Source organism: Streptomyces silaceus (assembly GCF_001419745.1).
GTDB lineage: Bacteria > Actinomycetota > Actinomycetes > Streptomycetales > Streptomycetaceae > Streptomyces > Streptomyces silaceus.
Map to the genome: position 1 here is coordinate 18,187 of NZ_LIRJ01000146.1, position 26,521 is coordinate 44,707.

Annotated in this window: 21 protein-coding genes; 10 read left to right on the forward strand and 11 right to left on the reverse strand. The window is 73.3% G+C overall.

The window, feature by feature from the left end:
- Positions 1 to 40 precede the first annotated feature (40 nt).
- Entirely contained in the window at positions 41 to 433 is a 393-nt protein-coding gene (locus AOK22_RS15625; RefSeq protein WP_055699256.1) for a VOC family protein, read from the forward strand.
- Between the two features lie 136 nt (positions 434 to 569).
- Positions 570 to 1,328: a hypothetical protein gene (locus tag AOK22_RS15630; RefSeq protein WP_055699257.1), complete on the forward strand. Its 759-nt coding sequence runs from the start codon at positions 570 to 572 to the stop codon at positions 1,326 to 1,328.
- On the opposite strand, the gene AOK22_RS15635 is transcribed toward AOK22_RS15630, so the two are convergent.
- Positions 1,329 to 1,916, reverse strand: coding sequence for a helix-turn-helix domain-containing protein (locus tag AOK22_RS15635; RefSeq protein WP_055699280.1), 588 nt, complete (start codon positions 1,914 to 1,916; stop codon positions 1,329 to 1,331). It abuts the gene before it with no gap.
- A 91-nt stretch (positions 1,917 to 2,007) separates the two neighbouring features.
- Here AOK22_RS15635 and AOK22_RS15640 point away from each other — a divergent pair, with 91 nt between their 5' ends.
- Complete coding sequence (locus tag AOK22_RS15640) at positions 2,008 to 3,315, forward strand: flavin-containing monooxygenase (protein WP_055699258.1); 1,308 nt, start codon at positions 2,008 to 2,010, stop codon at positions 3,313 to 3,315.
- A 113-nt stretch (positions 3,316 to 3,428) separates the two neighbouring features.
- Here the strand turns inward: AOK22_RS15640 and acnA are convergent, their stop codons facing one another.
- Together acnA and AOK22_RS15650 are read right to left on the reverse strand one after the other, a co-directional pair.
- Positions 3,429 to 6,143 carry an aconitate hydratase AcnA gene (acnA, locus tag AOK22_RS15645; RefSeq protein WP_055699281.1) on the reverse strand — a complete coding sequence of 905 codons (2,715 nt, stop codon included), beginning with the start codon at positions 6,141 to 6,143 and terminating at the stop codon, positions 3,429 to 3,431.
- A gap of 156 nt (positions 6,144 to 6,299) precedes the next feature.
- Complete coding sequence (locus tag AOK22_RS15650) at positions 6,300 to 7,166, reverse strand: class I SAM-dependent methyltransferase (protein ID WP_055699259.1); 867 nt, start codon at positions 7,164 to 7,166, stop codon at positions 6,300 to 6,302.
- A gap of 74 nt (positions 7,167 to 7,240) precedes the next feature.
- Between AOK22_RS15650 and AOK22_RS15655 the strand changes: the two genes are divergently transcribed.
- Positions 7,241 to 7,837, forward strand: a complete 597-nt coding sequence (locus tag AOK22_RS15655; protein WP_055699260.1) for a TetR family transcriptional regulator — start codon at positions 7,241 to 7,243, stop codon at positions 7,835 to 7,837.
- A gap of 35 nt (positions 7,838 to 7,872) precedes the next feature.
- On the opposite strand, the gene AOK22_RS15660 is transcribed toward AOK22_RS15655, so the two are convergent.
- Positions 7,873 to 8,772: a sigma-70 family RNA polymerase sigma factor gene (locus AOK22_RS15660; RefSeq protein ID WP_055699261.1), complete on the reverse strand. Its 900-nt coding sequence runs from the start codon at positions 8,770 to 8,772 to the stop codon at positions 7,873 to 7,875.
- Between the two features lie 87 nt (positions 8,773 to 8,859).
- On the opposite strand from AOK22_RS15660, the gene AOK22_RS15665 reads away from it, so the two are divergent.
- Positions 8,860 to 9,969: an alkene reductase gene (locus AOK22_RS15665; protein ID WP_055699262.1), complete on the forward strand. Its 1,110-nt coding sequence runs from the start codon at positions 8,860 to 8,862 to the stop codon at positions 9,967 to 9,969.
- Here AOK22_RS15665 and AOK22_RS15670 read toward each other — a convergent pair.
- Entirely contained in the window at positions 9,951 to 10,955 is a 1,005-nt protein-coding gene (locus AOK22_RS15670) for a LacI family DNA-binding transcriptional regulator (RefSeq protein ID WP_055699263.1), read from the reverse strand. The genes AOK22_RS15665 and AOK22_RS15670 overlap by 19 nt on opposite strands.
- A gap of 125 nt (positions 10,956 to 11,080) precedes the next feature.
- Here AOK22_RS15670 and AOK22_RS15675 point away from each other — a divergent pair, with 125 nt between their 5' ends.
- Together AOK22_RS15675 and AOK22_RS15680 are read left to right on the forward strand one after the other, a co-directional pair.
- The gene (locus AOK22_RS15675) at positions 11,081 to 12,970 is read left to right on the forward strand and encodes an amidohydrolase (RefSeq protein ID WP_055699264.1); all 1,890 of its coding nucleotides are present in this window, start codon (positions 11,081 to 11,083) and stop codon (positions 12,968 to 12,970) included.
- Positions 12,971 to 13,063: 93 nt separating this feature from the next.
- Entirely contained in the window at positions 13,064 to 14,593 is a 1,530-nt protein-coding gene (locus AOK22_RS15680; protein WP_055699265.1) for a helix-turn-helix domain-containing protein, read from the forward strand.
- Between the two features lie 66 nt (positions 14,594 to 14,659).
- Here the strand turns inward: AOK22_RS15680 and AOK22_RS15685 are convergent, their stop codons facing one another.
- The 3 genes from AOK22_RS15685 to AOK22_RS15695 all read right to left on the reverse strand — a co-directional run bounded on the left by AOK22_RS15685 (position 14,660) and on the right by AOK22_RS15695 (position 17,198).
- The gene (locus AOK22_RS15685; RefSeq protein WP_055699266.1) at positions 14,660 to 15,409 is read right to left on the reverse strand and encodes a hypothetical protein; all 750 of its coding nucleotides are present in this window, start codon (positions 15,407 to 15,409) and stop codon (positions 14,660 to 14,662) included.
- 227 nt (positions 15,410 to 15,636) lie between these two features.
- Positions 15,637 to 16,038 (reverse strand): RidA family protein, encoded by a 402-nt coding sequence (locus tag AOK22_RS15690; protein WP_055699267.1) that lies wholly within the window; start codon positions 16,036 to 16,038, stop codon positions 15,637 to 15,639.
- Positions 16,035 to 17,198: an acyl-CoA dehydrogenase family protein gene (locus tag AOK22_RS15695; RefSeq protein WP_055699268.1), complete on the reverse strand. Its 1,164-nt coding sequence runs from the start codon at positions 17,196 to 17,198 to the stop codon at positions 16,035 to 16,037. Before AOK22_RS15695 ends, AOK22_RS15690 begins: the two co-directional genes overlap by 4 nt.
- Positions 17,199 to 17,307: 109 nt before the next feature.
- Here AOK22_RS15695 and AOK22_RS15700 point away from each other — a divergent pair, with 109 nt between their 5' ends.
- Both AOK22_RS15700 and AOK22_RS15705 read left to right on the forward strand, forming a co-directional pair.
- The gene (locus AOK22_RS15700; protein WP_055699269.1) at positions 17,308 to 18,966 is read left to right on the forward strand and encodes an AMP-binding protein; all 1,659 of its coding nucleotides are present in this window, start codon (positions 17,308 to 17,310) and stop codon (positions 18,964 to 18,966) included.
- A 4-nt stretch (positions 18,967 to 18,970) separates the two neighbouring features.
- Entirely contained in the window at positions 18,971 to 19,837 is an 867-nt protein-coding gene (locus AOK22_RS15705) for a PaaX family transcriptional regulator (protein WP_055699270.1), read from the forward strand.
- 24 nt (positions 19,838 to 19,861) lie between these two features.
- Here AOK22_RS15705 and AOK22_RS15710 read toward each other — a convergent pair whose 3' ends face one another.
- Together AOK22_RS15710 and AOK22_RS15715 are read right to left on the reverse strand one after the other, a co-directional pair.
- On the reverse strand, positions 19,862 to 22,192 hold the full coding sequence (locus AOK22_RS15710) for a bifunctional salicylyl-CoA 5-hydroxylase/oxidoreductase (RefSeq protein WP_055699271.1): 2,331 nt from the start codon (positions 22,190 to 22,192) through the stop codon (positions 19,862 to 19,864).
- 2 nt (positions 22,193 to 22,194) lie between these two features.
- Complete coding sequence (locus tag AOK22_RS15715; protein ID WP_055699272.1) at positions 22,195 to 23,022, reverse strand: enoyl-CoA hydratase family protein; 828 nt, start codon at positions 23,020 to 23,022, stop codon at positions 22,195 to 22,197.
- A 307-nt stretch (positions 23,023 to 23,329) separates the two neighbouring features.
- On the opposite strand from AOK22_RS15715, the gene AOK22_RS15720 reads away from it, so the two are divergent.
- A complete protein-coding gene (locus AOK22_RS15720) occupies positions 23,330 to 23,773 on the forward strand; it encodes an ATP-binding protein (RefSeq protein WP_069885471.1) in 444 nt (147 codons plus the stop codon).
- Here the strand turns inward: AOK22_RS15720 and AOK22_RS15725 are convergent.
- Positions 23,766 to 26,521, reverse strand: a 2,756-nt coding sequence (locus AOK22_RS15725) for a hypothetical protein (RefSeq protein WP_055699274.1), incomplete at its 5' end; no start/stop codon positions are given. The two genes, AOK22_RS15720 and AOK22_RS15725, sit on opposite strands and share 8 nt — an antisense overlap.

Sequence of the window (26,521 nt, forward strand, 5' to 3'; positions counted from 1 at the left end):
AGGCATGGAGGTGTCGGGAGATGCCTTCTGGAGGCATTCCTTGTCAGTCGAGTTGAACCACACGATCATCCACGCCCGGGACAACCGGGAGTCCGCCGACTTCTTCGCGGACCTGCTGGGCCTCGAAATCACCTCGGAATGGGGCCCGTTCGTCGCGGTGGCCCTGAGCAACGGCGTCACGCTGGACTTCGCCGCCATCCCCGCCGAGTCGATCACTCCGCAGCACTACGCCTTCCTCGTCTCCGAGGAGGAGTTCGACGCGGCGTACGCGAAGATCGGCGAGCGCGGCATCCCGCACTGGGCCGACCCCCACCAGAAGCAGCCCGGCGAGATCAACCGCAACGACGGCGGGAAGGGCGTCTACTTCCTGGACCCGTCGGGCCACGCCATGGAGCTGATCACGGTGCCGTACGGCGGCTGGCCCGCCCCGTAACCGCAATCCCCGAATTTCGGGATACCGGGGTGCGGGGTGCTCCTGGGACCTTCGTCGCAGGAAGTGCGGGACGGTTCCAGAGCGCAGCCCGCACCCGGACGGGAGAACCGAAATGATGCGATGGACGGCCACACGCGTGTGGCGACCGGTACTCGCCCTCACCCTCGCCGCGGGCGCCTTCCTGGGCGCCACCGGGCGGGCCCCGGCGGCTGAGGACCGGCAGGACCGGCAGGCCCGGCAGGCGGAGGCGGCGGCGGTCTCCGGGTATCTGAACCTGCACCAGTGCGCGTACTACGCGAGCAGCCTCGACGACCACTTCAACACCTTCGTGACGCCCAGCGGCGACGGGCGCTACTCCACCGGCACGAAGCACTCCGCGAGCCCCGACACCACGGCGGCCTGCGGCGCGGGGAACGGCAATCACGTACCCGTCCCGGTCCTGCACGGCGTCAAGGCGCTGGACCTCACCGCCGGGCGCTACCTCGACCTCCAGCAGTGCGACTACTACCGGAGCGCGAGCACGGACCGCTTCACCACCCTCGTGACGCCGAGCGGCGACGGACGCTACTCCACGGGCACGAAGGTCTCGAACACCAAGGAGACCACTCCCACCTGCGGTCCGGGCAACGGCAACCACGTGCCCAACCCCGGTCTCTCGGGCTCCCTGCCCCTGGACCTGACCGCGGGCCGCTACCTCAACCTGCACCAGTGCGTGTACTACTCGGAGCGGCTCAAGAGCCACATGACGAGCGTGGTACCGGCGCCGGACAAGCGGTACACAACGGGCACGAAGATCTCCGACACCCAGGAGACGAGCCCGACCTGCGGCTCCGGCAACGGCGACTACGTACTCGTCCCGCTGCTGTCGGCCGTGAAGAACATCCCTCTGAGCTGATCACTCGCGGCGACGCGCGCGGTAGGCGCGTTGCCGGCAGGCCTGTGAGCAGTACGTCCGGGGCCGGCCGCCCGATGTCCGCGTGACCGGCCCCCGGCAGCCGGGGCAGAGCACCGGACTTTCGTCACCCGCAGGGCGGGCCGCGCGGGCGGCGGTGACGAGGTCGGAGCCCGGGAAGCGCCCGCGCGGGGTGCGCGCGGCCAGTTCGGCGTCCATGATCGAGCAGCTGCCCGCGATGTCGTCGCTCGTGCAGTTCAAGGCGTGGCGGAGGTATCCCCGGGCCGCCTCCAACTCCGCGATCGTCCGCTCCAGTCGCACGAGCTGGGCGTCGATGGCCTCCTGCCAGGCGTCCCGTGTGGCCTTCCCCGAGCTGACGACGGCGGCCTGGTCCAGCGGCATCCGCCCGACCACACAGCACAGATAGGCGAGGCCGAGGCGGCGCAGGTCGGTGTCGCCGTAGAGCCGCTTGCCGCCGTCGCGGGCGGGCCGGTTGAGCACCCCCTGCCGCTCCCACCACCGCACCGTGGACGGCGCGAGGCCGTACAGGGCCGCCGCGTCGCCGATGAGCACCTCGCTCCGTCGCGCCATGAACACAGTTGACATCAAGGCGACTTGAGAAGGCAAGGTCTTTCTTAGGTAAGCCTAAGTAGCCGCGTTCTCGCGGCGGAGGGGTTCGGTCATGGCAGCAGACGAGTACGTCGAATACGCGGAGTCCGTCGTCATCGGCGCCGGACAACAGGGGTGCGGAGTGGCCGGGGCCCTGCGGGAGCTCGGGCACGAGGCGCTCGTCCTGGAGCGGGGTGAGATCGGCCAGGCCTGGGCCCACGAGCGGTGGGACAGCCTGCTGGTCGGGAGCGGGAACCGGTCGGTGCGCTTTCCCGGCCGGGAGTACGACGGCGACGACCCCGACGGGTTCATGTCGGGGCCCGAGCTGGCCCGGCGGCTGCGCCGGTACGTGGAGGATCGCGAGCTGCGGGTGCGCGAGCACACGCCCGTCCGGGAGGTGGAGTGCCTGCCGGACGCCTCGGACCACGACGAGGTGAGGTTCAGGACGCGGCTGTCCGCCGGGGGCGTCGTGGAGTCCCGCAACCTGGTCGTGGCGGTGGGCGGCTACGCGGCGCCCCGCACCCCCGCCCTCGCCGCCGATGTCGCCCCGTCCGTCCACCAGTTGCACTCCCGCTACTACCGCAATCCCGCGGCCCTGCCGGACGGGGCGGTGCTCGTGGTCGGGGCGGGCATCAGCGGCCAGCAGATCGCGCACGAGCTGGCGGGCGCCGGGCGGCGCACCTTCCTGTCGGTCGGGCGGCATCGCGCGTGGCCGCGCCACTACCGCGGCCGCGGCCTCCTCGAATGGCTGTCGGCGCTCTCCCTGTACGACGACTTCGGGACCGTGGGCGGCGACGGCGGCCTCGTCCTGCCCGGCCTGCCGGTGACCGCCGTGCGGGACAAGCGCGAGGACCTGAACGTCGGCACCCTGGCCGCGCAGGGCGTCACCCTGGTCGGCTCCGTGCGTGCGGCCGACGGCCGCACGCTCCACCTCAAGGACAACGTCGTCGCCGTCGCCGAGGAGTCCGCCCGCTCCTTCCGGCACGCCGTCGACATGATCGACGACCGCATCCGCCGGCGGGGCTTCGTGGCCCCGGAGGAGGAACCCGCCCCCCGGGTGCCCATGGAGCACGTCGCCGGCTTCGGCGAGCGGCTCGACCTGGCGCAGCACGGCATCACGTCGATCGTCTGGTGCACCGGATTCGGTCCCGACTACCGCATCCTGCCGCGGCACGTGCTCGACGCGAACGGGGCACCGGTCCAGGAGAGAGGTCTCCTCGGGGCGCTCCCCGGCCTGTACTACGCCGGGCTCCCGGACGGGAACTACGTGGTCCCGGTGGGCATCGCGGCCAACGTGGAGAACGGGCGGTTCCTCGCCCGCCTGATCCACGTCGACCACGTCATGCGCTCGGGCTCGTCGACGTCACTGGTCACGGCGTGAGGACCGCCGCCGCATGAGCCCGCCCCCGTGAGCGCCACCGCGTGAGAACGCGACGAGGGTCGTACCCCCGGACACGTCCGGGGGTACGACCCTCAACTGCCCTGCCCGACCGCTTACTTGCGGATCAGGCTGCGCAGCACGTACTGCATGATGCCGCCGTTGCGGTAGTAGTCCGCCTCACCGGGGGTGTCGATGCGGACGACCGCGTCGAACTCGACACCGGTGTCGGTGGTGACCTTCACCGTGCGGGGGGTCGAGCCGTCGTTCAGCTCGGTCACGCCGGTGATGGAGAAGGTCTCCTCGCCGGTCAGGCCGAGGGAGTCGGCGCTCTGGCCCTCCGGGAACTGGAGCGGAAGGACGCCCATGCCGATGAGGTTCGAGCGGTGGATGCGCTCGTACGACTCGGTGATGACGGCCTTGACGCCGAGGAGCGCGGTGCCCTTGGCGGCCCAGTCGCGGGACGAGCCGGAGCCGTACTCCTTGCCGCCCAGGATGACCAGCGGGGTGCCCTGCTCGATGTAGTTGCGCGAGGCGTCGTAGATGAACGACACCGGACCGTCGGCCTGCGTGAAGTCGCGGGTGAAGCCGCCCTCGGTGCCCGGCGCGAGCTGGTTGCGCAGGCGGATGTTGGCGAACGTGCCGCGGATCATGACCTCGTGGTTGCCACGGCGCGAGCCGTAGGAGTTGAAGTCGCGGCGCTGCACGCCGTGCTCCGTGAGGTACTTGCCGGCCGGGGTGTCGGCCTTGATCGCACCGGCCGGGGAGATGTGGTCGGTGGTGACCGAGTCGCCCAGCTTGGCCAGGACGCGGGCGCCGGCGATGTCCTCGACCGGGGCCGGCTCGTGGGCCATGCCCTCGAAGTACGGGGGCTTGCGGACGTACGTCGACTCGGCGTCCCACTCGAAGGTGTTGCCCGTCGGGATGGACAGCGCCTGCCACTGGGCGTCGCCCGCGAAGACGTCCTGGTAGGACTTGTTGAACATGTCCTCGCCGATGGCGTTCGCCACGACGTCGTTGACCTCGGCCTCGGAGGGCCAGATGTCCGCGAGGAAGACCGGCTTGCCGTCCTGGTCGGTGCCGAGCGCCTCGGTCGTGATGTCGACCTTCATCGAGCCGGCGATGGCGTACGCGACGACCAGCGGCGGGGACGCCAGGTAGTTCATCTTGACGTCGGGGTTGATGCGGCCCTCGAAGTTCCGGTTGCCGGAGAGGACGGACGTCACGGCCAGGTCGTGGTCGTTGACGGCCTTCGAGACCTCCTCGGGCAGCGGGCCCGAGTTGCCGATGCAGGTGGTGCAGCCGTAGCCGACGAGGTTGAAGCCGACCTTGTCGAGGTACGGGGTCAGACCCGCCTTGTCGAAGTAGTCGGTGACGACCTTCGAGCCCGGGGCGAGGGTGGTCTTGACCCACGGCTTGCGGGTCAGGCCCTTCTCGACGGCCTTCTTCGCGACGAGCGCGGCGGCGACCATCACGTACGGGTTCGAGGTGTTGGTGCAGGAGGTGATGGCCGCGACCGTCACCGCGCCGTGGTCGATCTCGTAGGTCGAGCCGTCGGGGGCCGTGACCGTGGTCGGACGCGACGGGACACCGTTGGTGGTGGCCGGGGCGTCGGAGGCCGGGAAGGACTCCTGGCCCGCCTCGTCCGCGGTGTCGACGTAGTTGCGTACGTCGAGGGCGAACTGCTGCGCGGCGTTGGCGAGGACGATGCGGTCCTGCGGACGCTTCGGGCCGGCGATCGACGGGACGACCGTGGAGAGGTCCAGCTCCAGCTTCTCGGAGAAGTCCGGCTCGGCGGCCGGGTCCAGCCAGAGGCCCTGCTCCTTGGCGTACGCCTCGACGAGCGCGACCTGCTGCTCGGAACGGCCGGTCAGCTTCAGGTAGTTCAGCGTCTCGCCGTCGATCGGGAAGATCGCGGCGGTGGAGCCGAACTCCGGCGACATGTTGCCGATGGTGGCGCGGTTGGCCAGCGAGGTGGCGGCGACGCCCTCGCCGTAGAACTCGACGAACTTGCCGACGACGCCGTGCTTGCGCAGCATCTCGGTGATCGTGAGGACCAGGTCGGTGGCGGTGGTGCCGGGCTTGAGCTCACCGGTCAGCTTGAAGCCGACCACGCGCGGGATGAGCATGGAGACCGGCTGGCCGAGCATCGCGGCCTCGGCCTCGATGCCGCCGACGCCCCAGCCCAGGACGCCCAGGCCGTTGACCATCGTGGTGTGCGAGTCGGTGCCGACCAGCGTGTCGGGGTAGGCCTGGCCGTTGCGGACCATGACCGTGCGCGCCAGGTGCTCGATGTTGACCTGGTGGACGATGCCGGTGCCCGGGGGGACGACCTTGAACTCGTCGAAGGCGGTCTGGCCCCAGCGCAGGAACTGGTAGCGCTCCTTGTTGCGGCCGTACTCCAGCTCCACGTTCTGGCCGAAGGCGTCGGCGGTGCCGAACTTGTCGGCGATGACGGAGTGGTCGATGACCAGCTCGGCCGGGGCCAGCGGGTTGATCTTCGCCGGGTCGCCGCCGAGCTCCTTCACGGCCTCGCGCATGGTGGCGAGGTCCACCACGCAGGGCACGCCGGTGAAGTCCTGCATGATCACGCGGGCCGGCGTGAACTGGATCTCCTGCGAGGGCTGGGCCTGCGAGTCCCAGTTGCCGAGGGCACGGATGTGGTCGGCGGTGATGTTCGCGCCGTCCTCGGTACGGAGCAGGTTCTCCAGCAGCACCTTCAGGCTGTAGGGAAGGCGTGCGGAGCCCTCGACCTTGTCCAGCTTGAAGATCTCGTACGACTCGTCGCCCACGCGCAGCGTGCTGCGGGCGTCGAAGCTGTTCGCCGACACGACAGTCTCCTTCATATATGTGCGCGTTCCATCACATCCTGCCGCCACGACTCCTCGTCGATCCGCTAAGGTAAGGCTTAGTTAGGTAACCCTTACCGGGTGGCGGCTACTGGTGCGCCTCGGCAGATATCTCGATGTCGAGATAACCCTAGTACATCACCCATGGGTACGACGAGGCGTGTCCGCATGCCCTGGGTCACGCCGCGCTTCCGCGCGCCCGCCGCCGTCCGTCGCCCGTGCCGTGACCGCGATCGTCGCGTAACGCGCCGCGAAGGTGCCGCCCAGCGTGTCGACGGCGGCGCCGACCGCGGCCAGGACCTCGGCCCGCCTCTCCGCCGGGAGGCGGGTGAGCGAGCCCTGGGTCGGCAGCTGGTCCAGCCACGCGTCCCGCGTGTACGTCCACTCCCAGGCGAAGCGCCACTCCTGCGGCGCGTCGAGTCCGTCCGCGCGCCGCATGCCGTCGGCCGCCAGGTCGAGCAGGGGCCGGTACCCCTCCTCGGCCTTTCCCGGCGCCGCCGACACCGCCATCGGGGAGTCGGGCGCCACGCGGCGGTAGGCCTCGGCGAAGGCCGCCGTCACGGCGGGCGGCAGCTCGGGGGCGTTCCAGAACACCGCGAGGCGGCCGCCGGGGCGCAGGACGCGGGCGGCCTTCGCGGCGCCCGCGACCGGGTCGACCCAGTGCCAGGCCTGACCGGCCGCCACGACGTCGTACCGCCGGCCCGCCGGGTCCCAGTCCTCGAACGTGGCGACCTCGGACGTGATCCCGAGCCGGCCCGCCTCCTGGGCCATGCGCGCGTCGGGCTCGACCCCGAGGACCTCGCAGCCGGCCGCCCGGAACCTCCGGGCCGCGATGCCCGTGCCGCAGCCGACGTCGAGGACGGCGGGCGCGCCGCCGTCGACGATCCGGTCCACCAGGGCTTCGGGGTAGCGGGGCCTGGCACGGTCGTAGCGCTCGGCGTCGACACCGAAGGACTCGGCGACCTGACGGTGCCGGTGGGGCTCGTTCCGCGAGATAGTGGGCATGCGCCCACTCTGAGTGGGCGCATGCCCACTCGTCAACCGATGCGTGGGAACTACGGAAGAAGGGCGGGACGTACGTGCCGACAGGAGTGGCCATGCGCGACGTGCGCGAGCAGCTTTTCGACGCGGCCGAGCGAGTGCTGCTGCGGGACGGACCGAACGCGCTGACCAGCCGCGCCGTCACCACGGAGGCGGGCTGCGCCAAGGGGGTGCTGCACCGGCACTTCGCCGATGTCGACGCGTTCCTCGAAGAGCTGGTGACCGACCGGATCGGCCGCGTCGGCGAGCGGGGCGCCGCGCTGCGCGCCGCCGCGGGGACGGGCACGGTGCCGGACCGGGTGGCCGACGCCCTGACGGAGCTGTTCGGCTCGGTCGCCCTGGCGATCCTCGGCCTGGTCACCGCGCGGGACACGCTGCGGGCACGGCTGCGGGCGACGACGCCGACCGGCCTGCCCGTCCTGACGGAGGCCGGCGTGGAACTCGCCGCCTACCTCACGGCGGAACGCGACCTGGGCCGCCTGACCCCGGACGCCGACGTCGACACACTGGCGCTCACGCTGATCGGCACCGGCCACCTGCTCTTCGCGGGCCACGAGGGCACGCGGCCACCGGCGGAGGAGCTCCACAGGGTCGTGGACGCGGTGCTCGCGGGGGTGGTGACAGGAGAGGGGTGAGGAGCGGCGCGCCGCGCGCCTCGGCGGCCCGCTCCTCACTCCGCTCCGGGAGCCCCCGCCAGCACCGCCACCTCCAGCGTCCGGAGCCGTACCCGGTCGGCGATCACCTCGTACGCGGCCACGCGGCCGGCCTCGACCGTGATGCGCAGCGCGAGCCGCAGGTGGCCGCGGGGGGCGACGACCACGCCCACCGTGCCGTCGACGAGCGCCGCCTGCGCGTAGCGGGCGTTGCGTCGCAGGAGCACGGTCTCCTCCGCCACCGCCCGCGCGCCGCGGATCTCGGCCGCCCGGCCGGCCGGGAGCGCGGAGAGGTCGGCCGTGCGGACGACGTCGGGCGCGAGGACGGTGAGCAGCGCCGCCAGGTCGCCACTGCGGGCGGCGGCGAGGAAGGCCTCGACGACGCGCCGGTGCTCGGCGAGTTCGGGGGCGGCGACGCGGGGCGTGCCCCGCACCTTGTGGCGGGCGCGGCTCGCGAGCTTCTTCGTGGTGACGGGGGTGCGCTCGACGATGGGCGCGATCTCGGTGAACGGCACGGCGAACAGGTCGTGCAGCACGAACGCGACCCGCTCGGCGGGCCCCAGCGCATCGAGCACCACGAGCAGCGCCCGCCCCACCGAGTCGGCGAGCACGACCTCGTCCTCCGGGACGCCCTCACCACCGGACTCCCGTGTCTGGTCGGGCAGTTCGTCTCCCGCGGCCTCCTCGTGCCGGGACGCCGCGGAGCGGAGCATGTCCAGGCAGATCCGGGAGACGACGGTGCGCAGCCACGCGGTGAGGTTCTCGATGCCGTCGGCGTCGGACCGGCTGAGCCGCAACCAGGTCTCCTGGACGGCGTCGTCGGCGTCGCTCAGCGAGCCGAGCAGCCGAAAGGCGACGCCCCGCAGCTGCCCCCGCTGCCCCTCGAACCGCTCCGCCAGCAACTCCTGCCCGTCCATCGGTCACCTTTCCCCGTCACGCGTCGTCGCCTCCGTGTCCCCCGCGGCCGAGCCGCCGCGACACTAACGCGCCGAAGGAGAACCGCCATGACCACCACCCTGTGCACCGCGCTCGACCAGCCCCTGCTGCACGGCACCCGCCTGGGGGATCTCCGGCTGCCCAACCGCGTGGTGATGGCGCCGCTGACCCGGGCCCGCGCCGCCAACCCCGGCCTCGTACCGACCGAACTGCACGCCGCGTACTACGCGCAGCGCGCCACCGCCGGACTCCTCGTCACCGAGGGGAGCTGGGTCGGCGAACGGGCCATCGGGTGCGTCAACGTGCCCGGCGTCTACAGCGAGGCACAGGTCGCCGGCTGGCGCCGGGTCACCGACGTCGTCCACGCGCTCGGCGGCCGCATCGTGCAGCAGCTCTGGCACACCGGCGCCGTCTCGCACCCCGACCACCTCGGCGGCGCGCTGCCCGCGGGGCCGTCGGCCGTCGACCCGCGCGCGCAGACCTTCACCGCCGACGGGTTCAAGGCGACGCCCACGCCGCGCGCGATGACCGTCGACGACATCAGGGCCACCGTCGCCGACTTCCGCGCGGCGGCGGCCAACGCGCGGCGCGCCGGGTTCGACGGGGTCGAGATCGGGGCCCTCGGCGCGTTCCTGTTCGCCCAGTTCCTCAACCCGCGCCTCAACCACCGCACCGACGCCTACGGCGGTGACCGGGCGGGACGCCGACGGCTGCTCCTGGAGGTCGTCGACGCGGCCGTCGCCGAGTGGGGCGGCCGACGGGTGGGCGTACGTCTGTCGCCGTACATGGCCCCGACCGAGCGCTTCGTGGTCGACGACGCGCTCCTCGCCGACCACGACGAACTCGTGACGGTGCTCGCCGACCGTCCCCTCGCCTACCTCCATCTGCGCGGCCCGGACCTCGCGGGCCCGGACGAGACCCCCGACTTCGCGACGTTCGCGCGCTGGCGGCGGCGGTTCGACGGGCCGCTGATCGCGAACAACGGCTTCTCCCGGGAGTCCGCGAACGCCCTCGTCGACGCGGGACTCGCCGACGCCGTCTCCTTCGCCACGCACTTCGTCGCCAACCCGGACCTGGTGAGCCGGTTCGCGCTCGGGCGGGAGCTGGCGGCCGGCGACCCCGCCACGTACTACCAGGGCGGCGCCGAGGGATACGTCGACTACCCCGCCGCGGGCTGAGCGCCGCACGATGCGCGGACGAGGAGCCGGGCGGGCACGGTCACCGGGCCCGGTGCGGTCGTGCGCGTGTGCTCGACCAGGTCGATCAGGAGCGTCACCGCCGTGCGGGCCGTGCGCTCCGGGTCGAGGGTGACCGTGGTGAGCGGGGGCGCCGTGCGGGCGTAGGCGGGGTCCTCGCTCGCGCAGATCACGCGCAGGTCGTCCGGGACGCGCAGGGCGTGCCGGGCCGCGGCGGACAGGAGCTGCCGGCCGCCGGGGTCGTAGGCGGCGTAGCAGGCGTCGGGGCGGTCGGGGCGTCGCAACAGCTCGTCGAAGGCGTGACCCTGGTCGTCGGCCGGGTCGAAGCACACGACGAGCGGGGGCGTACCGCGCTCCGCGCACCACGCTTCGTACGCCGCCGTCACCGCGCGCGCGTAGTGCTCGTCGCCGTTGCCCGACTGGAGGGCGACGCGGCGGGCGCCGGACGCGGCGAGGTGGTCGAGGACCTCGCGGGTGGTCGCCTCGTGGTCGTTGTCGACCCAGTGGTCGCCGGGGCACGGGTCGCCGGGGACGCCGTCGAAGACGAGCGGGATGCCGCGGGCGCGCAGGGCGCGGGCCATGGGGTCGCCGCGCGGGCTGTCCATGATCACCATGCCGTCGACGGCGAGGCCGTGCCAGGAGTCGTCGGCGGCGCGGTCGGCGGGGAGCGTGGTGAGGGCGTAGCCGCGCGCGTGGGCGGCGGAGGTGGCGGCGGTGACCGCGCGCGAGAAGTAGGCGATCTCCGTGTAGTTCCAGGCGGCGGGGAAGGTGGTGACGGCGATGCCGATCGTGCGGCCGCGCGGCGGGCCGGGGGTGCCGTAGCCGAGGCGTGTCGCGGTCTCGCGGACCCGGCGGCGGGTGGCCTCGCCGATCCTGCCGGTGCCGTTGAGGGCGTGCGAGACCGTCGCGGTCGAGACCTCCGCGGCGCGGGCGATGTCGGCGAGTGTCGGGCCTGGCACGCGGCACATCGTACGGAGTCCGCCGGCGGCGGACGCCGCTCGTGCGGAATCCGTCGTCGGCGGCGGGTTCTGGTTAACGGATTACTCGTCGAGGGTTCCCTCCACCCGTCACCGCTACGCGTTGGAGTGTGGTCATGCCCCAGTCGTCCCTTCCCCCGCTCTCCCGGCGCGGCCTGCTCGCCGCCGCGGGGGCCGCGGGAGCCGCCGGCCTCGTCACCGTCGCGGGCCCCGCCGAGGCCTCCTCGCCCCGCCGCTCCGCCGCACTCGTCGTGCACAACGCCCGTGTGTTCACCGGCACTTCGGGACACGCGTCCGCCGAGGCGGTGGCCGTCGGACGGGACGGGAAGATCCTCGCCGTCGGCACGGACGCCGCCCTGCGGCGCTTCGTCGGGCGCGACACGGACGTCGTGGACGCGCGCGGCGGCACCGTGATGAGCGGTGTCCACGACGGCCACGCCCACCCGATGGACGCCGCGAACCGCTCGCTGCGGCCCTCGCTCGCGGGCGCCGAGCAGACCGTCGGGGAGCTGCAGAAGACGCTGACCGGGTTCCTGAGGGACTCCGCCGAGCAGGAGCCCGACGGCTGGCTGGTGGTCGAGGACTGGAACCCGGTGGGACTGCTCCCGCACGGCACCGCCCCGCACCACTCCATGCTCGACGCGCTGCCGACGCGCCGGCCGATCGCGCTGCGCGGCGGCGACGGCCACAATCTGTGGGCCAATCAGCGCGCCCTGGACATCGCGAAGATCACCGACTCGACGCCCGACCCGGTCGGCGGAAAGATCGTGAAGGGTACGGACGGGAAACCGACCGGCGTGCTCAAGGACGACGCGCAGCCGCTCGTCGCGCGGCACATCCCCGAGCCCGACGAGACCCGGTTGGCCGATGCCGCCGCGAAAATCCTCGCCGAGGCGGCCGCGTCCGGGATCACCACGTTCATGGAGGCCGTGGTGGGCCGCGACGAACTGGGGCTCTACCGGCGGCTCGCCGAGTCGGACCGCCTCCTGCAGCGCTTCGTGCCCGCGCTGCGCGTCGAGACCGAGCAGACCAAGGACCCGGCCGCCGCGGTCGCGTACGCGCGGAAGCTGCGCAAGGACTTCCGGGACGTACGCGCACTGCGCTTCGGCACCATCAAGGTGTTCCTCGACGGCGTCATCGAGTACCCGGCGCAGACCGCCGCGCTCCTGAAGCCCTATCTCGACGAGGACGGCAGGCCCACCGACCACCGCGGCGACCTGTACGTGTCGGCGGCGGACTACGGCCGCCTCAGCGCCGCCTTCAACGCCGACGGCTGGCAGATGCACGCCCACGCCATCGGCGACCGCGCCGTGCGGACGTCCCTGGACGGGTACGCGTACGCGCTGCGCCGCACCGGCCGCCGTGATCTCCGCAACACCACAGCGCACCTCCAACTGGTCGACCCCGCCGACCTCCCCCGCTTCGCCGCGCTGGGTGTCGTCCCGTGCATGCAGCTCCAGTGGGCCGCCCGCAACACCTGGACGATGGACGCCCTGCTGCCCTACATCGGCCCGGAGCGCCATCGGTGGCTGTACCCGGCGCGCAGTCTGCGGGACCGGCGCGCGGCGCTCGCGGGTGGCTCGGACTGGCCGGTCGACCCTCTACAGGTCTGGAACCAGATCCGTACCGCGATCGACCGCGAGGGCACGGAGGGCGGGGGCGGCCTCTACCGCGCCGAGGAAGGCCTCACGCGGACGTCGTCCCTGCTCATGCACACCTTGGGCACCGCGCGTCAACTGCGCATGGAGCACATCACCGGGACCGTCGAGAGAGGCAAAGCGGCCGATCTGGTGCTGCTCGACCGCGATGTGACGCGGTGTCCGGTGGCCGATATCAGCTCCGTCGAGGTGCGCCTCACGCTCGTCGGGGGCACAGTGGTGCACGACGCCGAGTCGTCGGCAGGTCGCGCGGCCGCCGCCCGAGTGACGCGGGCGGCGGCGGGGCCCCGGCCCACGGCTCACGCGTCGGTGCACGGCGGGCGACACGCGTCGTGCGGCTGCGGCTGAACTCCCGTGCGGGGAGCGGTCGCCGGGCGGCCGCTCCTCATATGGCCTACCCCAGCGCGTGCGCCATCTCATATCTGAGATAACCTGCGACGCATGGCAGACGACTACCTCGTACGCATCGGCAAGCTCATCCGTGACGCCCGGCAGCACCGGGGCTGGACACAGACGCAGCTCGCCGAGGCGCTCAGCACCAGCCAGAGCGCCGTGAACCGCATCGAGCGCGGCAACCAGAACATCAGCCTTGAGATGATCGCCCGGATCGGCGAGGCGCTCGACAGCGAGATCGTGTCGCTCGGCTACGCCGGGCCGATGCACCTGCGGGTGGTCGGCGGTCGCCGGCTCTCCGGCGCCATCGACGTCAAGACGAGCAAGAACGCGTGCGTGGCGCTGCTCTGCGCGTCCCTGCTCAACAAGGGCCGCACGGTGCTGCGCCGCGTCGCCCGCATCGAGGAGGTCTACCGCCTCCTGGAGGTCCTCAACTCCATCGGCGTGCGCACCCGTTGGATCAACGACGGCGTCGACCTGGAGATCGTGCCGCCCGCGAAGCTGGACATGGAGGCCATCGACGCGGAGGCCGCGATCCGGACCCGCTCGATCATCATGTTCCTCGGCCCGCTGCTGCACCGCATGGACCGCTTCAAGCTGCCGTACGCGGGCGGCTGCGACCTGGGCACCCGCACGATCGAGCCACACATGATCGCGCTGCGCCGGTTCGGCCTGGACATCGCGGCGACCGAGGGGCTCTATCACGCCGAGGTCGCGCGCGACATCACCCCCGACCGCCCCATCGTCCTCACCGAGCGCGGGGACACCGTCACCGAGAACGCGCTGCTCGCCGCGGCGCGCAGCGCCGGCACGACCGTCATCCGCAACGCCTCGTCGAACTACATGGTCCAGGACCTGTGCTTCTTCCTGGAGGCGCTGGGCGTCAAGGTCGAGGGCATCGGCACGACCACCCTGACCGTGCACGGCGTCCCGAACATCGACGTCGACGTCGACTACTCCCCCTCCGAGGACCCGGTCGAGGCGATGAGCCTGCTGGCCGCCGCCGTCGTCACGGAGTCCGAGCTGACGGTGCGCCGGGTGCCGATCGAGTTCCTGGAGATCGAGCTCGCGGTCCTGGAGGAGATGGGCCTGGACCACGACCGCACGGCGGAGTACTTCGCCGACAACGGCCGTACGCGCCTGGTCGACCTCACGGTGCGGCCCTCCAAGCTGGAGGCGCCGATCGACAAGATCCACCCGATGCCGTTCCCGGGCCTGAACATCGACAACGTCCCCTTCTTCGCGGCCATCGCGGCGGCGGCGCAGGGCAAGACGCTGATCCACGACTGGGTCTACGACAACCGCGCGATCTACCTCACGGACCTCAACCGCCTCGGCGGACGCCTCCAGCTCCTGGACCCGCACCGGGTCCTGGTCGAGGGGCCGACCCGCTGGCGCGCCGCCGAGATGATGTGCCCGCCGGCGCTGCGGCCCGCGGTGGTGGTGCTGCTCGCGATGATGGCGGCGGAGGGCACGTCCGTGCTGCGCAACGTCTACGTCATCAACCGCGGGTACGAGGACCTGGCGGAGCGGCTCAACTCGGTGGGCGCCCAGATCGAGACCTTCCGGGACATCTGAGCCCGGCGGCCCCGGGGACGGCCACGCCACCCGTGCCGGGTGCGGGTGGCCGTCCCCGGCACGGGGCTACTCGCCGGAAGCGGCGAGTTCCTTCAGGTCGACCGTCTCGTCCTTGCCCGGCGCCTTCGGGCTCACGGGCTTGCCGTAGTCACTGAACGTCGCCTCGTTGGGCCGGTCGCCGCCCTTCACGGAGGTGCGCAGGAGGTAGGGCTCGCCCTCCGTGGCGACGTACAGGGTGTGGGTCTCGCCGCCCGAGGTCTTCTTCGTCAGGGCGATCGCCTCCTTGCCGTCGATGGACGTCGTGTCGCCCTTCTTCAGGCCCGTGCGCTCCGACTTGTTCTCGTCCATCGACGCGACAAGCCCCTGCTTGTCGCACATTCCGGATGTGGAGGCGTCGTCGGCCGGCATCTTGACCCACTTGTCGGCGACCTTGGAAAGCACCTTTTCCGAACCGGGCTTGTTCTTCAGAGCGTTCTTCCAGTAGTGCTCGTTTCCGCGTATGTACAGCACACCATTCGTGTGCCGCACGTCTGCCTTTGCACCGTCGGTGTCGACCGTGCCCTCGCAGTTCTTCTCCTGGTCCACCGCGAGATCCATGGCGACCGATTTACCGCCCTGCGTCATGTCGCCCTTGAGGCGCATCGAATCAGCCTTCTTGGTCGCCGCGACCGCCTTCGCCGCTATCTGGTCCGCGCTGTCCCCGGCGAACGGCTTTCCCGAGTCGCCCCCGTCCCCGCCGTCGTCGCCGCAGCCCGTCAGCAGAGCCGCCGAAAGCACCGTGATCCCGATGACACCCGAAACCTTGCAGGCGCGCACGTCTTCAACCTCCCGCGGAACGCCTGGACGTCCCGATTCCCCGCGGCCCCGATGACCGCGATTGCCATCAGGTACCCGGGAATTCCCCGCTCTCACACGGAATCCGGGAATTCACCCTTCCCGCATGGAACGGCGAATCGGGGGAATGCGCGGCGGGGCGAATCGAGAGGTCGAGCGCGAAGAATCGAGCGGCCACGCGCCATGGATCACGCACGCGAACAGCGCGGTCAGTCGAGCACCGCCACCCCGTCGATCTCCACCATGGCCTGCTCGTCCCACAGGCGGACGATGCCGACCACCGCCATCGCCGGGTAGTCGCGGCCCGCCAACCGCCGCCAGATACGGCCGAGTTCGGGGGCGCACGCGCGGTAGTCGGCGACGTCCGTGGCGTAGACGGTGACGCGGGCGAGGTCGGCGGGGGTGCCGCCGGAGTGGCGCAGGGCGGTGAGGAGGTTGGTGAGGGCCCGCTCGAACTGCTCGGGCAGGGTCGCGCCGGTGACCTTGCCCTCGCCGTCGAGGGCGGTCTGCCCGGCGAGGAAGACGAGCCGGGAGCCGGTCGCGGCGACGGCGTGCGAGAAGCCGGTGGGCGGGGAGAGTTCGGCGGGGTTGACGCGGTGCAGGCTGCTCATGCGGGCGGCTCCTCGGCGGAGGTCGGGGCGGGCTGCGGCGGGTTCGCGAACAGTTCCTTCGCGATGATGGTGCGCTGGACCTCGCTCGCCCCCTCGTAGATGCGGGGCGCGCGCACCTCGCGGTACAGGTGCTCCAGGAGGTGCCCGCGCCGCAGCGCACGCGCGCCGTGCAACTGGACGGCCGCGTCGACCACGTACTGCGCGGTCTCGGTGGCCAGCAGCTTCGCCATGGCGGCGCGGCGGGCGATGCCCGGGGCCTGGGGGCCCTCGCGGTCGTACGCCGCCGCTGCCGCGTACACCATCAGGCGGGCCGCCTCCGTGCGCGTGGCCATCTCGGCGACCTGGTGGGCGACCGCCTGGAGGTCCTTCAACGGGCCGCCGAACGCGGTCCGTTCGGCGGTGTGGGCGAGCGTGGCGTCGAGGGCGGCCCGGGCCATGCCGACCGCGAACGCGCCGACGCTGGGCCGGAAGCGGTTGAGGGTGGTCATGGCGACCCTGAAGCCCCGGTCCACCTCGCCGAGCACGTCGGCCGCGTCCACCCGCACGCCGTCGAAGGCGAGCGTGCCGATGGGGTGCGGGGAGAGCATGTCGAGGGGGCTGCCGGTGAGGCCCGCGCGGTCGGCGGGGACCAGGAAGGCGGTGACGCCGCGGGAGCCCGCGCCCGGGGACGTACGGGCGAAGACGGTGTAGAGGTCGGCCTCGGGGGCGTTGGAGATCCAGCACTTCTCTCCGGTCAGGCGCCAGCCGGAGCCGTCGCCCGCCGCCTCCAGGGAGAGGGCCGCCGCGTCGGACCCCGCGCCCGGCTCGGAGAGCGCGAAGGCCGCGACGGTGCGCCCCGCGCACACCCCCGGCAGCCAGCGCTCCCGCTGCGCCGCCGAGCCGTGCGCGTGCACCGGATGGGCGCCGAGGCCCTGGAGCGCGAGGGCGGTCTCGGCCTCCGTGCAGGCGTGGGCGAGGGACTCCCGCATCAGGCAGAGGTCGAGGGCGCCGGAGGTGAACAGGCCCTCCAGGAGCCCCAGTTCCCCCAGGGCCGCCACCAGTGGCCGGTTCACATGGCCGGGCTCGCCCTTCTCCGCCAGCGGGAGCAGCCGCTCGGCGGCGAGGGTGCGCAGCTCCGCGCAGCGGGCGATTTGCTCCGGATTGAGCGAGAATGCCGTCATCTCGGACCCCTCCTCTATCGCGCACCGTTGACTGTCGTCACCATCACGATACGCTCATGGAGCGAGCCCACCACAGCGCCCGACCGGCAGGCAAGGGGGCAGAGCCGCCATGGACTCCATCGGCAACCCAGGGCTGACACCGTCCGGCCACGTCGACACCTTCGCCCGGGACCACCTCCCGCCGCGTGAACGGTGGCCCGCGCTGGTCCACGACCGCCCCGAGCTGCACTACCCCGCCCGGCTCAACTGCGGCGCGGAACTCCTCGACCGGACCGTGGAGCGGCTCGGCGCCGAGCGGCCCGCCTTCCACGCGGCGTCCGGCGAGACCTGGACGTACGGCGTGCTGCGGGGCCACGTCGACCGGATCGCGCACGTGCTGACGGACGAGCTCGACGTACGGCCGGGACAGCGCGTGCTGCTGCGCGGGCCCACCACCCCCTGGCTCGCTGCCTGTTGGCTCGCCGTGATGAAGGCGGGCGCCGTCGCCGTGACCGTCCTCGCCCAGCAGCGCGCCCAGGAGCTCGCCACGATGTGCGAGATCGCCGAGGTGCGGCACGCGCTGTGCGACATCCGCTCGGTCGACGACCTGACGAAGGCCGGTGTGCCCGGCCTGAGCGTCACCACGTACGGCGGCGAGGGCCCCGACGACCTCCTGGCGCGCGCCGCGCGGCAGCCCGCGTCCTACGAGGCGGTGGACACGGCCGCCGACGACGTCGCGCTGATCGCGTTCACCTCCGGCACCACGGGCCGCCCCAAGGGCTGCATGCACTTCCACCGCGATGTGCTCGCCATCGCGGACACCTTCGCGCGGCACGTCCTCAAGCCCGTCCCCGACGACGTCTTCGCGGGCAGTCCCCCGCTGGGCTTCACCTTCGGGCTCGGCGGCCTGGTGATCTTCCCGCTGCGCTTCGGCGCCTCGTCCGTGCTGCTCGAACAGGCCGGGCCCAAACAGATGCTGCCCGCGATCGGACGGCACGGGATCACGGTGCTCTTCACCGCGCCGACCGCGTACCGCACGATGCTGGACCAGCTGGCGGAGCACGACGTCTCCTCGCTGCGCCGCTGCGTCTCGGCCGGCGAGAACCTCCCGGCGGGCACCTGGCAGGCCTGGCACGAGCGCACCGGGCACCGCATCATCAACGGCATCGGCGCGACGGAGCTCCTGCACATCTTCATCTCCGCGGCGGACGACGCGATCAGGCCCGGCACGACGGGCCGGGCCGTGCCGGGGTGGCACGCGCGCGTGGTCGACGAGACCGGCGCCCCGGTGCCGGACGGCGAGCCCGGACTGCTCGCCGTGCGCGGCCCGGTCGGCTGCCGCTATCTCGCCGACGACCGCCAGCTCCAGTACGTGCGCCACGGCTGGAACGTCACGGGCGACACCTACATACGCGACGCCGACGGCTACTTCCGTTATGTCGCCCGCGCCGACGACATGATCATCTCGGCCGGGTACAACATCGCGGGTCCCGAGGTGGAGGACGCCCTGCTGCGCCATCCCGACGTCGCCGAGGCGGCGGTCGTGGGGCGCGCCGACGAGCTGCGCGGGCAGGTGGTGGTGGCGTACGTGGTCCCGCGCGCGGGAGCGGCGCCGGACGCGGACCGGCTGCGGGAGTTCGTCAAGGCGGAGCTCGTGCCCTACAAGTGCCCGCGCGAGATCGTCTTCCTGGACGCGCTGCCGCGCACCGCGACGGGGAAGCTGCAGCGTTTCGTGCTGCGGGCCGGGGACCGGGCCGGACGGCCGGCGGGATCCGGGCCCGTAGAGTGATCACGTGTCCGAGCAGCACACTCCACGGTCCCTGATCGTCACCTTCTACGGCGCCTACGGCCGGGCCGCGCCCGGCCCGGTGCCGGTCGCCGAACTGGTGCGCCTCCTCGCGCCGGTCGGCGTCGACGCGCCCTCCGTGCGCTCGTCGGTGTCCCGGCTGAAGCGGCGGGGCCTGCTCGTGCCCGCGCGCACGGAGTCGGGCGCCGCGGGGTACGCGCTCTCGCCCGACGCCCGGCAGCTCCTGGAGGACGGCGACCACCGCATCTACGCCGCCTCGGCCGGTGCCCGCCGGGACGGCGTGCGGCTGGTCCACGGCGCCACGGCGGACACCGTGCGCGGGAGCGGCTGGGTCCTCGCCGTCTTCTCCGTCCCCGAAGCGGAGCGCCACAAGCGGCACGTGCTGCGCTCCCGCCTCGCGGGCCTCGGCTTCGGCACGGCGGCGCCGGGCGTCTGGATCGCCCCCGCGCACCTCTACGAGGAGACCCGGCACACCCTGGAACGCCTCCAACTCGCGCCGTACGTCGACCTGTTCCGCGGCGAGCACCTGGGCTTCACGCCGACGGCCGAGGCCGTGGCGCGCTGGTGGGACCTCTCCTCGCTGGCCAAGCAGCACGAGGCGTTCCTGGACCGCCACGAGCCGGTGCTCCACTCCTGGGAGAGGCACAAGGACACTCCCCCGCCGCCCGAGGAGGCCTACCGCGACTACCTCCTGGCCCTCGACTCCTGGCGCCGGCTCCCGTACGCGGACCCGGGCCTGCCCGCGGACCTGCTGCCGGACGGCTGGCCGGGCGCCCGCTCGGCCGCGGTGTTCGCGGCGCTGGACGGCCGGCTGCGGGAGGCCGGGGGCCGGTTCGTGACGGAGGGCGCCTGAGCCCGGCCGGCCCGGCGCCCGGCCTCAGCTCTCCAGCGTGAGGCGCTGCTTGGGGGTGTCGGTGCGGCCCGTCTGGGGGCGTCGGCTGCCCGCGCGGTACTGCACGGGCCAGGGCGCGCCCGGTCCCGCGTAGTCCTGCTCGGCGGCGGCGTGCAGGGTCCAGTGGGGGTCGTAGAGGTGGGGGCGGGCCAGGGCGCAGAGGTCCGCGCGGCCCGCCAGGATCAGGGAGTTGACGTCGTCCCAGGAGGAGACGGCGCCGACCGTGATCACGGGGATGCCGGTCTCGTTCCTGATCCGGTCGGCGTACGGCGTCTGGTAGGAGCGGCCGTAGTCGGGGCGTTCGTCGGACACCACCTGGCCCGTGGAGACGTCGATCGCGTCGGCGCCGTGCGCGGCGAAGGCGCGGGCGATCCCGACCGCGTCCTCGGCGGTGGTGCCGCCGTCGGCCCAGTCGGTGGCGGAGATGCGGACCGTCATCGGTTTGCCGTCCGGCCAGGACTCCCGTACCGCGTCGAAGACTTCGAGGGGGAAGCGGAGCCGGTTCTCCAGTGATCCGCCGTACGCGTCCGTGCGGCGGTTGGTCAGCGGCGAGAGGAACCCGGAGAGCAAGTAGCCGTGGGCGCAGTGCAGTTCGAGGAGGTCGAAGCCGGCCAGGTCGGCGCGCCGGGCCGCCTCGACGAACTGCCGGCGGATCTCGTTCAGTCCGGCGCGGGAGAGGGCGCGCGGGGTCTGGCTGTCGGGCCGGTAGGGCAGCGGGGACGCGGCGTCCAGCGGCCAGTTGCCGTCGGGCAGCGGTTCGTCGATGCCGTCCCACATCAGCTTCGTCGAGCCCTTGCGGCCCGAGTGGCCGAGCTGGACGCCGAGGGCCGTGCCGGGCGCCTGGGCGTGGACGAAGTCGGTGACGCGGCGCCAGGCCCCGGCCTGTTCGGCGGTGTAGAGGCCGGCGCAGCCCGGGGTGATGCGGCCGCGCTCGCTGACGCAGACCATCTCGGTCATGACCAGGCCCGCGCCGCCGAGCGCCCGCGCGCCCAGGTGGACGAGGTGGAAGTCGCCGGGGACGCCGTCCACCGCGGAGTACATGTCCATCGGGGAGACGACGACGCGGTTGCGCAGGGTCAGCCCGCGCAGCCGGAAGGGCGTGAACATCGGCGGGGTGCCGTCCGGGCAGCCGAAGTCGCGCTCGACGCCGCGGGTGAAGTCCGCGTCGCGCAGCCGGAGGTTGTCGTGGGTGACGCGGCGACTGCGGGTGAGGAGGTTGAACGCGAACTGGCGGGGCGGCTGGTCGAGGTAGTCGGGCAGCCGCTCGAACCACTCCAGGCTGGCGCGGGCCGCGCGCTGCGTGGACGCGACGACGGGGCGGCGCTCGGTCTCGTACGCGGCCAGCGCGCTCGGCAGGTCGGGCTGCTCCTGGAGGCACGCGGCGAGGGCGAGGGCGTCCTCGACGGCGAGCTTGGTGCCGGAGCCGATGGAGAAGTGGGCGGTGTGGGCCGCGTCGCCGAGCAGGACCGTGTTGCCGTGCGACCAGCGGGAGTTGACGACCGTGCGGAAGTTGATCCAGGCGGAGTTGTTGCCGCGCAGGGGGCGGCCGCCGAGCGCGTCCGCGAAGATCTTGGCGCAGCGCTCGGTGGACTCGCCCTCGTCGAGCTCCGCGAAGCCCGCGGACCGCCAGACCTCTTCGCGCATCTCGACGATGACCGTCGAGGCGTCGCGTGCGTAGGGGTAGCCGTGCAGCTGCATCACGCCGTGCTCGGTCTCGGCGATCTCGAAGCGGAACGCGTCGAAGGCGAAGTCGGCGGCCAGCCAGATGTAGCGGCAGCGGTGGGTGGTGACGCTCGGCCCGAAGACGTCGGCGTACGCGGCGCGGGTGAGGCTGTGCACGCCGTCCGCCGCGACGACCAGGTCGTACGCCGCGGCGAGCGTGGCGGCGGGCGGCGCCTCGGCGCGGAAGCGGAGCTCGACGCCGAGGTCGCGGCAGCGCGCGTGCAGGATCTCCAGGAGCCGGCGCCGCCCGAGCGCGGCGAAGCCGTGGCCGCCGGAGGTGTGCCGCCGGTCGCGGTGGACGATGTCGATGTCGTCCCAGCGCACGAACTCGGCCTGGAGCGCGGCGTAGACGGCGGGGTCGGCGTGCTCGATGCCGCCGAGGGTCTCGTCGGAGAGGACGACGCCGAAGCCGAAGGTGTCGTCGGGGGCGTTGCGCTCCCAGACGGTCACCTCGCGGGCGGGGTCGAGCCGCTTGAGCAGCGCGGCGGCGTAGAGGCCGCCGGGGCCGCCGCCGATGACGGCGATGCGGCGGGCGCCACCACCCGGGGCAGGGGTCGGGGAGGCGGCCGGGGCGGGGGTCGCGGAGGTCGCCATCGTCACCGCCCCTGCCACTTCGGCGGGCGCTTCTCCGTGAAGGCCGCGTGGAACTCGGCGTAGTCCTCGCCGTTCATGAGTAGGGCCTGGGTCGCCGCGTCCAGCTCCACGGCGGCGGCGAGCGGCATGTCCAGCTCGGCGGTGAGCAGCGCCTTGGTCTGGGCGTACGCGAGGGCGGGGCCGTCGGCGAGGCGGCGGGCGAGGACCGCCGCGGCCTCGTCGGCGCCGCCCTCCTCCGTCAGCTCGCTGATCAGTCCGATGCGCTCGGCCTCGGGGGCGCGCACCGGTTCGCCCAGCATCAGCAGCCGGGTGGCGTGGCCGAGGCCGACGACGCGGGGCAAGAGGTAGGCGGCGCCCATGTCACCGCCGGAGAGGCCGACGCGGGTGAAGAGGAAGGCGAAGCGCGCCGAGGGGTCGGCGACGCGGAAGTCCGCGGCGAGGGCGAGCACGGCGCCGGCGCCCGCGGCGACCCCGTGGACGGCGGCGATCACCGGGAAGGGGCACTCGCGGACGGCCCGTACGACCTGTCCGGTCATCCGGTTGAAGTCGAGGAGCTGGGCGGTGTCCATGGCGAGCGTCGCGCCGATGATCTCGTCGACGTCGCCGCCGGAGCAGAAGCCGCGCCCCTCGCCGCCGAGCACCAGGGAGCGCACGGACTTGTCGCGGGAGAGCTCGGCGAGCAGGTCGCGCAGGTCGGCGTAGGCGCCGAAGGTGAGCGCGTTGAGCTTGTCCGGGCGGGCGAGGGTGACCGTGGCGACCCCGTCGTCGACGGTCAGGCGCAGGTGCCGCCAGTCGGGGGTGCGGGACGCGGAGCCGGTGAAGGGACTCATCAGGTGCGGCCTCCTCGGCCTGGGGGCTGGAGTGCGCTGCCTTCCGAAGGTATCACCGTTCCGTGACTGTCGTCACGAGTACGCGATACAGCACATCCGGGGGGTGCGACCGGGCCCGGCCGAGGGCGGACCTCAGCCGTCCCGGCCGCCCGGAAAGGGAACGGAAATCACGACATGCGCGTCTTGTCTCACGGAGCACCACAGGGCCGGACGTCCCGGGCATGCCCGACCGTCGACCCTGTCGACATAGCGCTTAAGATTCGTACGGTTGAAAGCAGGACCGCCTGCTGCCTTGAACGGACCCGCCTTGCCCGAACCTCCCTCCCCCGCCTCGTGGCGCATCGCGCTGCCGCACACCACGGCGGCCGTACCGATCGCGCGCGCCCTGGTCCGTACCGCGCTCAACGACATCGAGTCCACCGCCGACACCGACACCGCCGAGCTGCTCACCGCGGAACTCGTCGCCAACGCCGTCGAGCACACCGAGGGACACGACCCCATAGAGCTGGTCATCGAGCTGCTGCCGACCGGCTGCCAGGTCGAGGTGCACGACTCCAACCCCCTGCCGCCCGGCGACCTCACGGACCCGGACCCGGCCGGCGAGCCGGACCCCTGGCAGGAGCACGGCCGCGGTCTCCTCCTGATCCGCACCCTCAGCTCGTCCTGCGGCCACCGCGCCACCGACTCGGGCAAGGCGGTCTGGTTCACGCTGCCGGCGCACGGGTGCGCGGGCGGCCCCCCGGTCAGCTGAGCCGGCCGCGCACGGTCTCGCCGAAGCGGTCGACCGCCGCCGGGTCGAGCAGCGCGAGCACGGGCAGCACCCGCCACCAGTCGTCGCGCACGAGCAGGTCGCGGACGAGCTGCTCGCCCGAGGCCGCGCGGACCTCCGGGGGCGGTTCCGCATAGGCGTGCAGGAGCACGAGACGGCGCAGCATCGACGGGATGCCGATGGGCAGACCGTCCATCGAGCACCACTCCCGGCCGCCGCCCAGGTGGGCGAGGGCGGCCGTGGCGAGGAACGTCCCGGCGGTCTGTTCCGGCACCCGCGGCTCCCACGCGCCGACGGCGTCGTCCAGCAGGAACGCGGTCATCGCCCACAGCGCCTCCGACTCGGCCCGCTGCGGGCTGCCCGACCACACGTCCCTGCGCCGCCACTCCTTGAACCGCGCACGGGCCTCGGCGCGGTCGACGCGGGCCAGCGCGAGGACCGCCGAGGCGCGCTCGAACGGCGAGGCCAGCCAGCGCGTGGAGGCCGTCCTCGGCATACGGGAGTGCAGGCCCGTCGCCGCCCGGCCCACGGAACGCTCACGGCTGGCGATCCACTGGCGCACCGCGTCCGGCTGGCCCCACAGGGTCGCGGCGAGCGCCGCCCACCACACGGCGGAGGGGTCCGGCCGCGGGTCCTCCTCACCGGCCTTCGCGCGGGCCAGTTCCGCGTACCGCGCCCGGCGCGGGTCGTCCGGCGGGAGCTGTCTGATCAGCGAGGCGAGACAGGTGACCGCCCTCTCGCCGTACCCCTCCTCTACGAGGGCGGCGGCCCGGTCCACCCCCTTGAAGCGGGCCAGCATGTCGACCGCGTCGGGCCAGAGCCCGCCGGCGCCGTTCGGCAGCCGCAGCCCCGCCCTGCGCAGGACGCCCTTCGTCCCGGCCCCGACCTCGAACCGCCAGGCCAGGGTGTACGCCCAGGTCGTCGACGGCTCGGCGGCGTGCCGGGAGAGCGTGCGCGCCAGGTCGCCGTTGCCCGCGGTGGCGAGCGCCGTGGGGAGCGTCGAGAGCACCGGGCGCAGCGCGACGCGGTCGCTGCCGGGGCTGCGGGAGCGCTCCGCGAGCGACCGCGCGCGGGCGACGGCCTCCTCGGGGGCGGTGGCGACCAGGGAGAGGGCGATGGCCGCCTCCACCTCGGCGGCCGTCTCGGGGGCCAGCGTGGCCGCGGCCCGCCCGGCCTCCGTGGTCCGCCCCGCCAGCGCGAGCGCCTCGCCCGCGTACCGCCGTGCCCCGGCGTCGAGCGGCGGCAGGTCGACCTGCTCCCCGCGCTCGGCGGCCGCGCAGAGCGCGAACGTGTCGCCGGGCACCGCGTCTTGGCGCACGTACGCCCCGCCCCCGCGCACCCGCGCGTGGATGTCCAGCCGCTCGGCGCGCACCGGATCGGTCGGCCACAACAGCAGGGCGAGCGAGGAGAGGGCGAGCCCGGCGCGTCTGCGGGGCACCTGTTCCGCGGCCCGCAGGAGGCGCTCGCCGCGGTCCGGGTGGGCCTCGCGGACCAGCAGCGCCGCGCACCCCAGGAGCAGGGCGCGGTCGGGCTGCTCACGGTCCGGCCGCCTGCGCAGCAGCTCCGCCGACTCCTGTGCGGCCTCGGCCAGTTCCATGACGTCGACGGACGTGTCCGCGCGGGCGCGCTCGGCGAGGGCGCGCAGCACGGCGACCCGCTCCCGGACCTCCTCGGGGCGCAGCGCCTCGGCCAGGGCGGCGCGTGGTTCCCCCGCCCTGAGCAGCCCGGTCGCACGGTCCAGGCAGAACCTGTGGTGGGCGTACCCGGCCGCCGACGGCACGGCCCCGACCGACCGCCTCGCGAGGTCCGCGGTCTCCTCGGCGACGCTCCGGGCGAGCCGCGGGTCGGGCACCGCCGTGTGCGCGACCATCCGCGCCAGGGCACGACTCCTGCCCTCGGGCGAGAGCAGGGACCGGGCCATGCCTTCCGCGAGCGCCCCGCGCCCCAGGGCGGCCCACACGGCGGGCAGGCACTCCGGCAGGGATCCGCCCCGGTGTCCCAGCTCGTCGTCGAGCAGGGCCAGGTCGCTCACCGTGCCGAGGTCGGCACCGGGCAGCGCGACGAGCCGTCTGCGGGCGGCCTGGATGTCGGCCCGCGCGACGACGTCGCTGCCGGTGACGGCGAGGAGCCGTTCCTGGCGGCGCGGATCGGTGATGGTGGCGAGGTGGCGCTTCAGGTCGTCGCCGCCCGCGAGCAGCCTGCCGTAGGTGTGCAGCAGATAGCCGGGCGTCTCCTCGGGCCAGCCCCGGTCGCGGTACCCGTCGGCCCACGCGTGGATGCGGGCGCGGTACTCCGCGACGGCCGGGCCGAGCGCCTGCTCGGCCTGCTCGCGCAGCGTCTCGTGGGCGAACAGATAGCCCTGCTCCTCCTGGAGGTCCCAGCGGGTGCGGGTGCGCAGACTGCGGCCGAGCACGCTGGCGAGCCGGGACTCCAGTTGGTAGGGGAGCATCTTCGTCAGCTCGACGAGGTCGCGGGCGGTGAGGCCGCCCTGGGCCGCGGTGAGCAGGCCGAGCAGGTCCACCTGCGAACGGTCGCCGCGCAGCGCCTCGTGCAGCTCGCGCTTGGCCTCGTCCCGGGTGTGCCGGGCGAACTCGTTCGCGTCCAGGCGCCGGCAGACGCAGTGCCGCAGCGGGTGGTCGTCCGGCACGTCGAGGGGGACGCCCGGGTGCGGGCGGCTGGTCACCAGGACCCGGACGTTCTCGGGGGGCCGGGGCGGCAGCAGGGTGGCGA

What these genes read in the sequence shown, in the direction of transcription:
- AOK22_RS15635 (WP_055699280.1), bottom strand. Translation starts at nt 1,916, where the DNA reads ATGGCGCGACGGAGCGAGGTGCTCATCGGCGACGCGGCGGCCCTGTAC.
- AOK22_RS15640 (WP_055699258.1), top strand. Translation starts at nt 2,008, where the DNA reads ATGGCAGCAGACGAGTACGTCGAATACGCGGAGTCCGTCGTCATCGGC.
- AOK22_RS15650 (WP_055699259.1), bottom strand. Translation starts at nt 7,166, where the DNA reads ATGCCCACTATCTCGCGGAACGAGCCCCACCGGCACCGTCAGGTCGCC.
- AOK22_RS15660 (WP_055699261.1), bottom strand. Translation starts at nt 8,772, where the DNA reads ATGGACGGGCAGGAGTTGCTGGCGGAGCGGTTCGAGGGGCAGCGGGGG.
- AOK22_RS15665 (WP_055699262.1), top strand. Translation starts at nt 8,860, where the DNA reads ATGACCACCACCCTGTGCACCGCGCTCGACCAGCCCCTGCTGCACGGC.
- AOK22_RS15670 (WP_055699263.1), bottom strand. Translation starts at nt 10,955, where the DNA reads ATGTGCCGCGTGCCAGGCCCGACACTCGCCGACATCGCCCGCGCCGCG.
- AOK22_RS15675 (WP_055699264.1), top strand. Translation starts at nt 11,081, where the DNA reads ATGCCCCAGTCGTCCCTTCCCCCGCTCTCCCGGCGCGGCCTGCTCGCC.
- AOK22_RS15680 (WP_055699265.1), top strand. Translation starts at nt 13,064, where the DNA reads ATGGCAGACGACTACCTCGTACGCATCGGCAAGCTCATCCGTGACGCC.
- AOK22_RS15690 (WP_055699267.1), bottom strand. Translation starts at nt 16,038, where the DNA reads ATGAGCAGCCTGCACCGCGTCAACCCCGCCGAACTCTCCCCGCCCACC.
- AOK22_RS15695 (WP_055699268.1), bottom strand. Translation starts at nt 17,198, where the DNA reads ATGACGGCATTCTCGCTCAATCCGGAGCAAATCGCCCGCTGCGCGGAG.
- AOK22_RS15700 (WP_055699269.1), top strand. Translation starts at nt 17,308, where the DNA reads ATGGACTCCATCGGCAACCCAGGGCTGACACCGTCCGGCCACGTCGAC.
- AOK22_RS15710 (WP_055699271.1), bottom strand. Translation starts at nt 22,192, where the DNA reads ATGGCGACCTCCGCGACCCCCGCCCCGGCCGCCTCCCCGACCCCTGCC.
- AOK22_RS15715 (WP_055699272.1), bottom strand. Translation starts at nt 23,022, where the DNA reads ATGAGTCCCTTCACCGGCTCCGCGTCCCGCACCCCCGACTGGCGGCAC.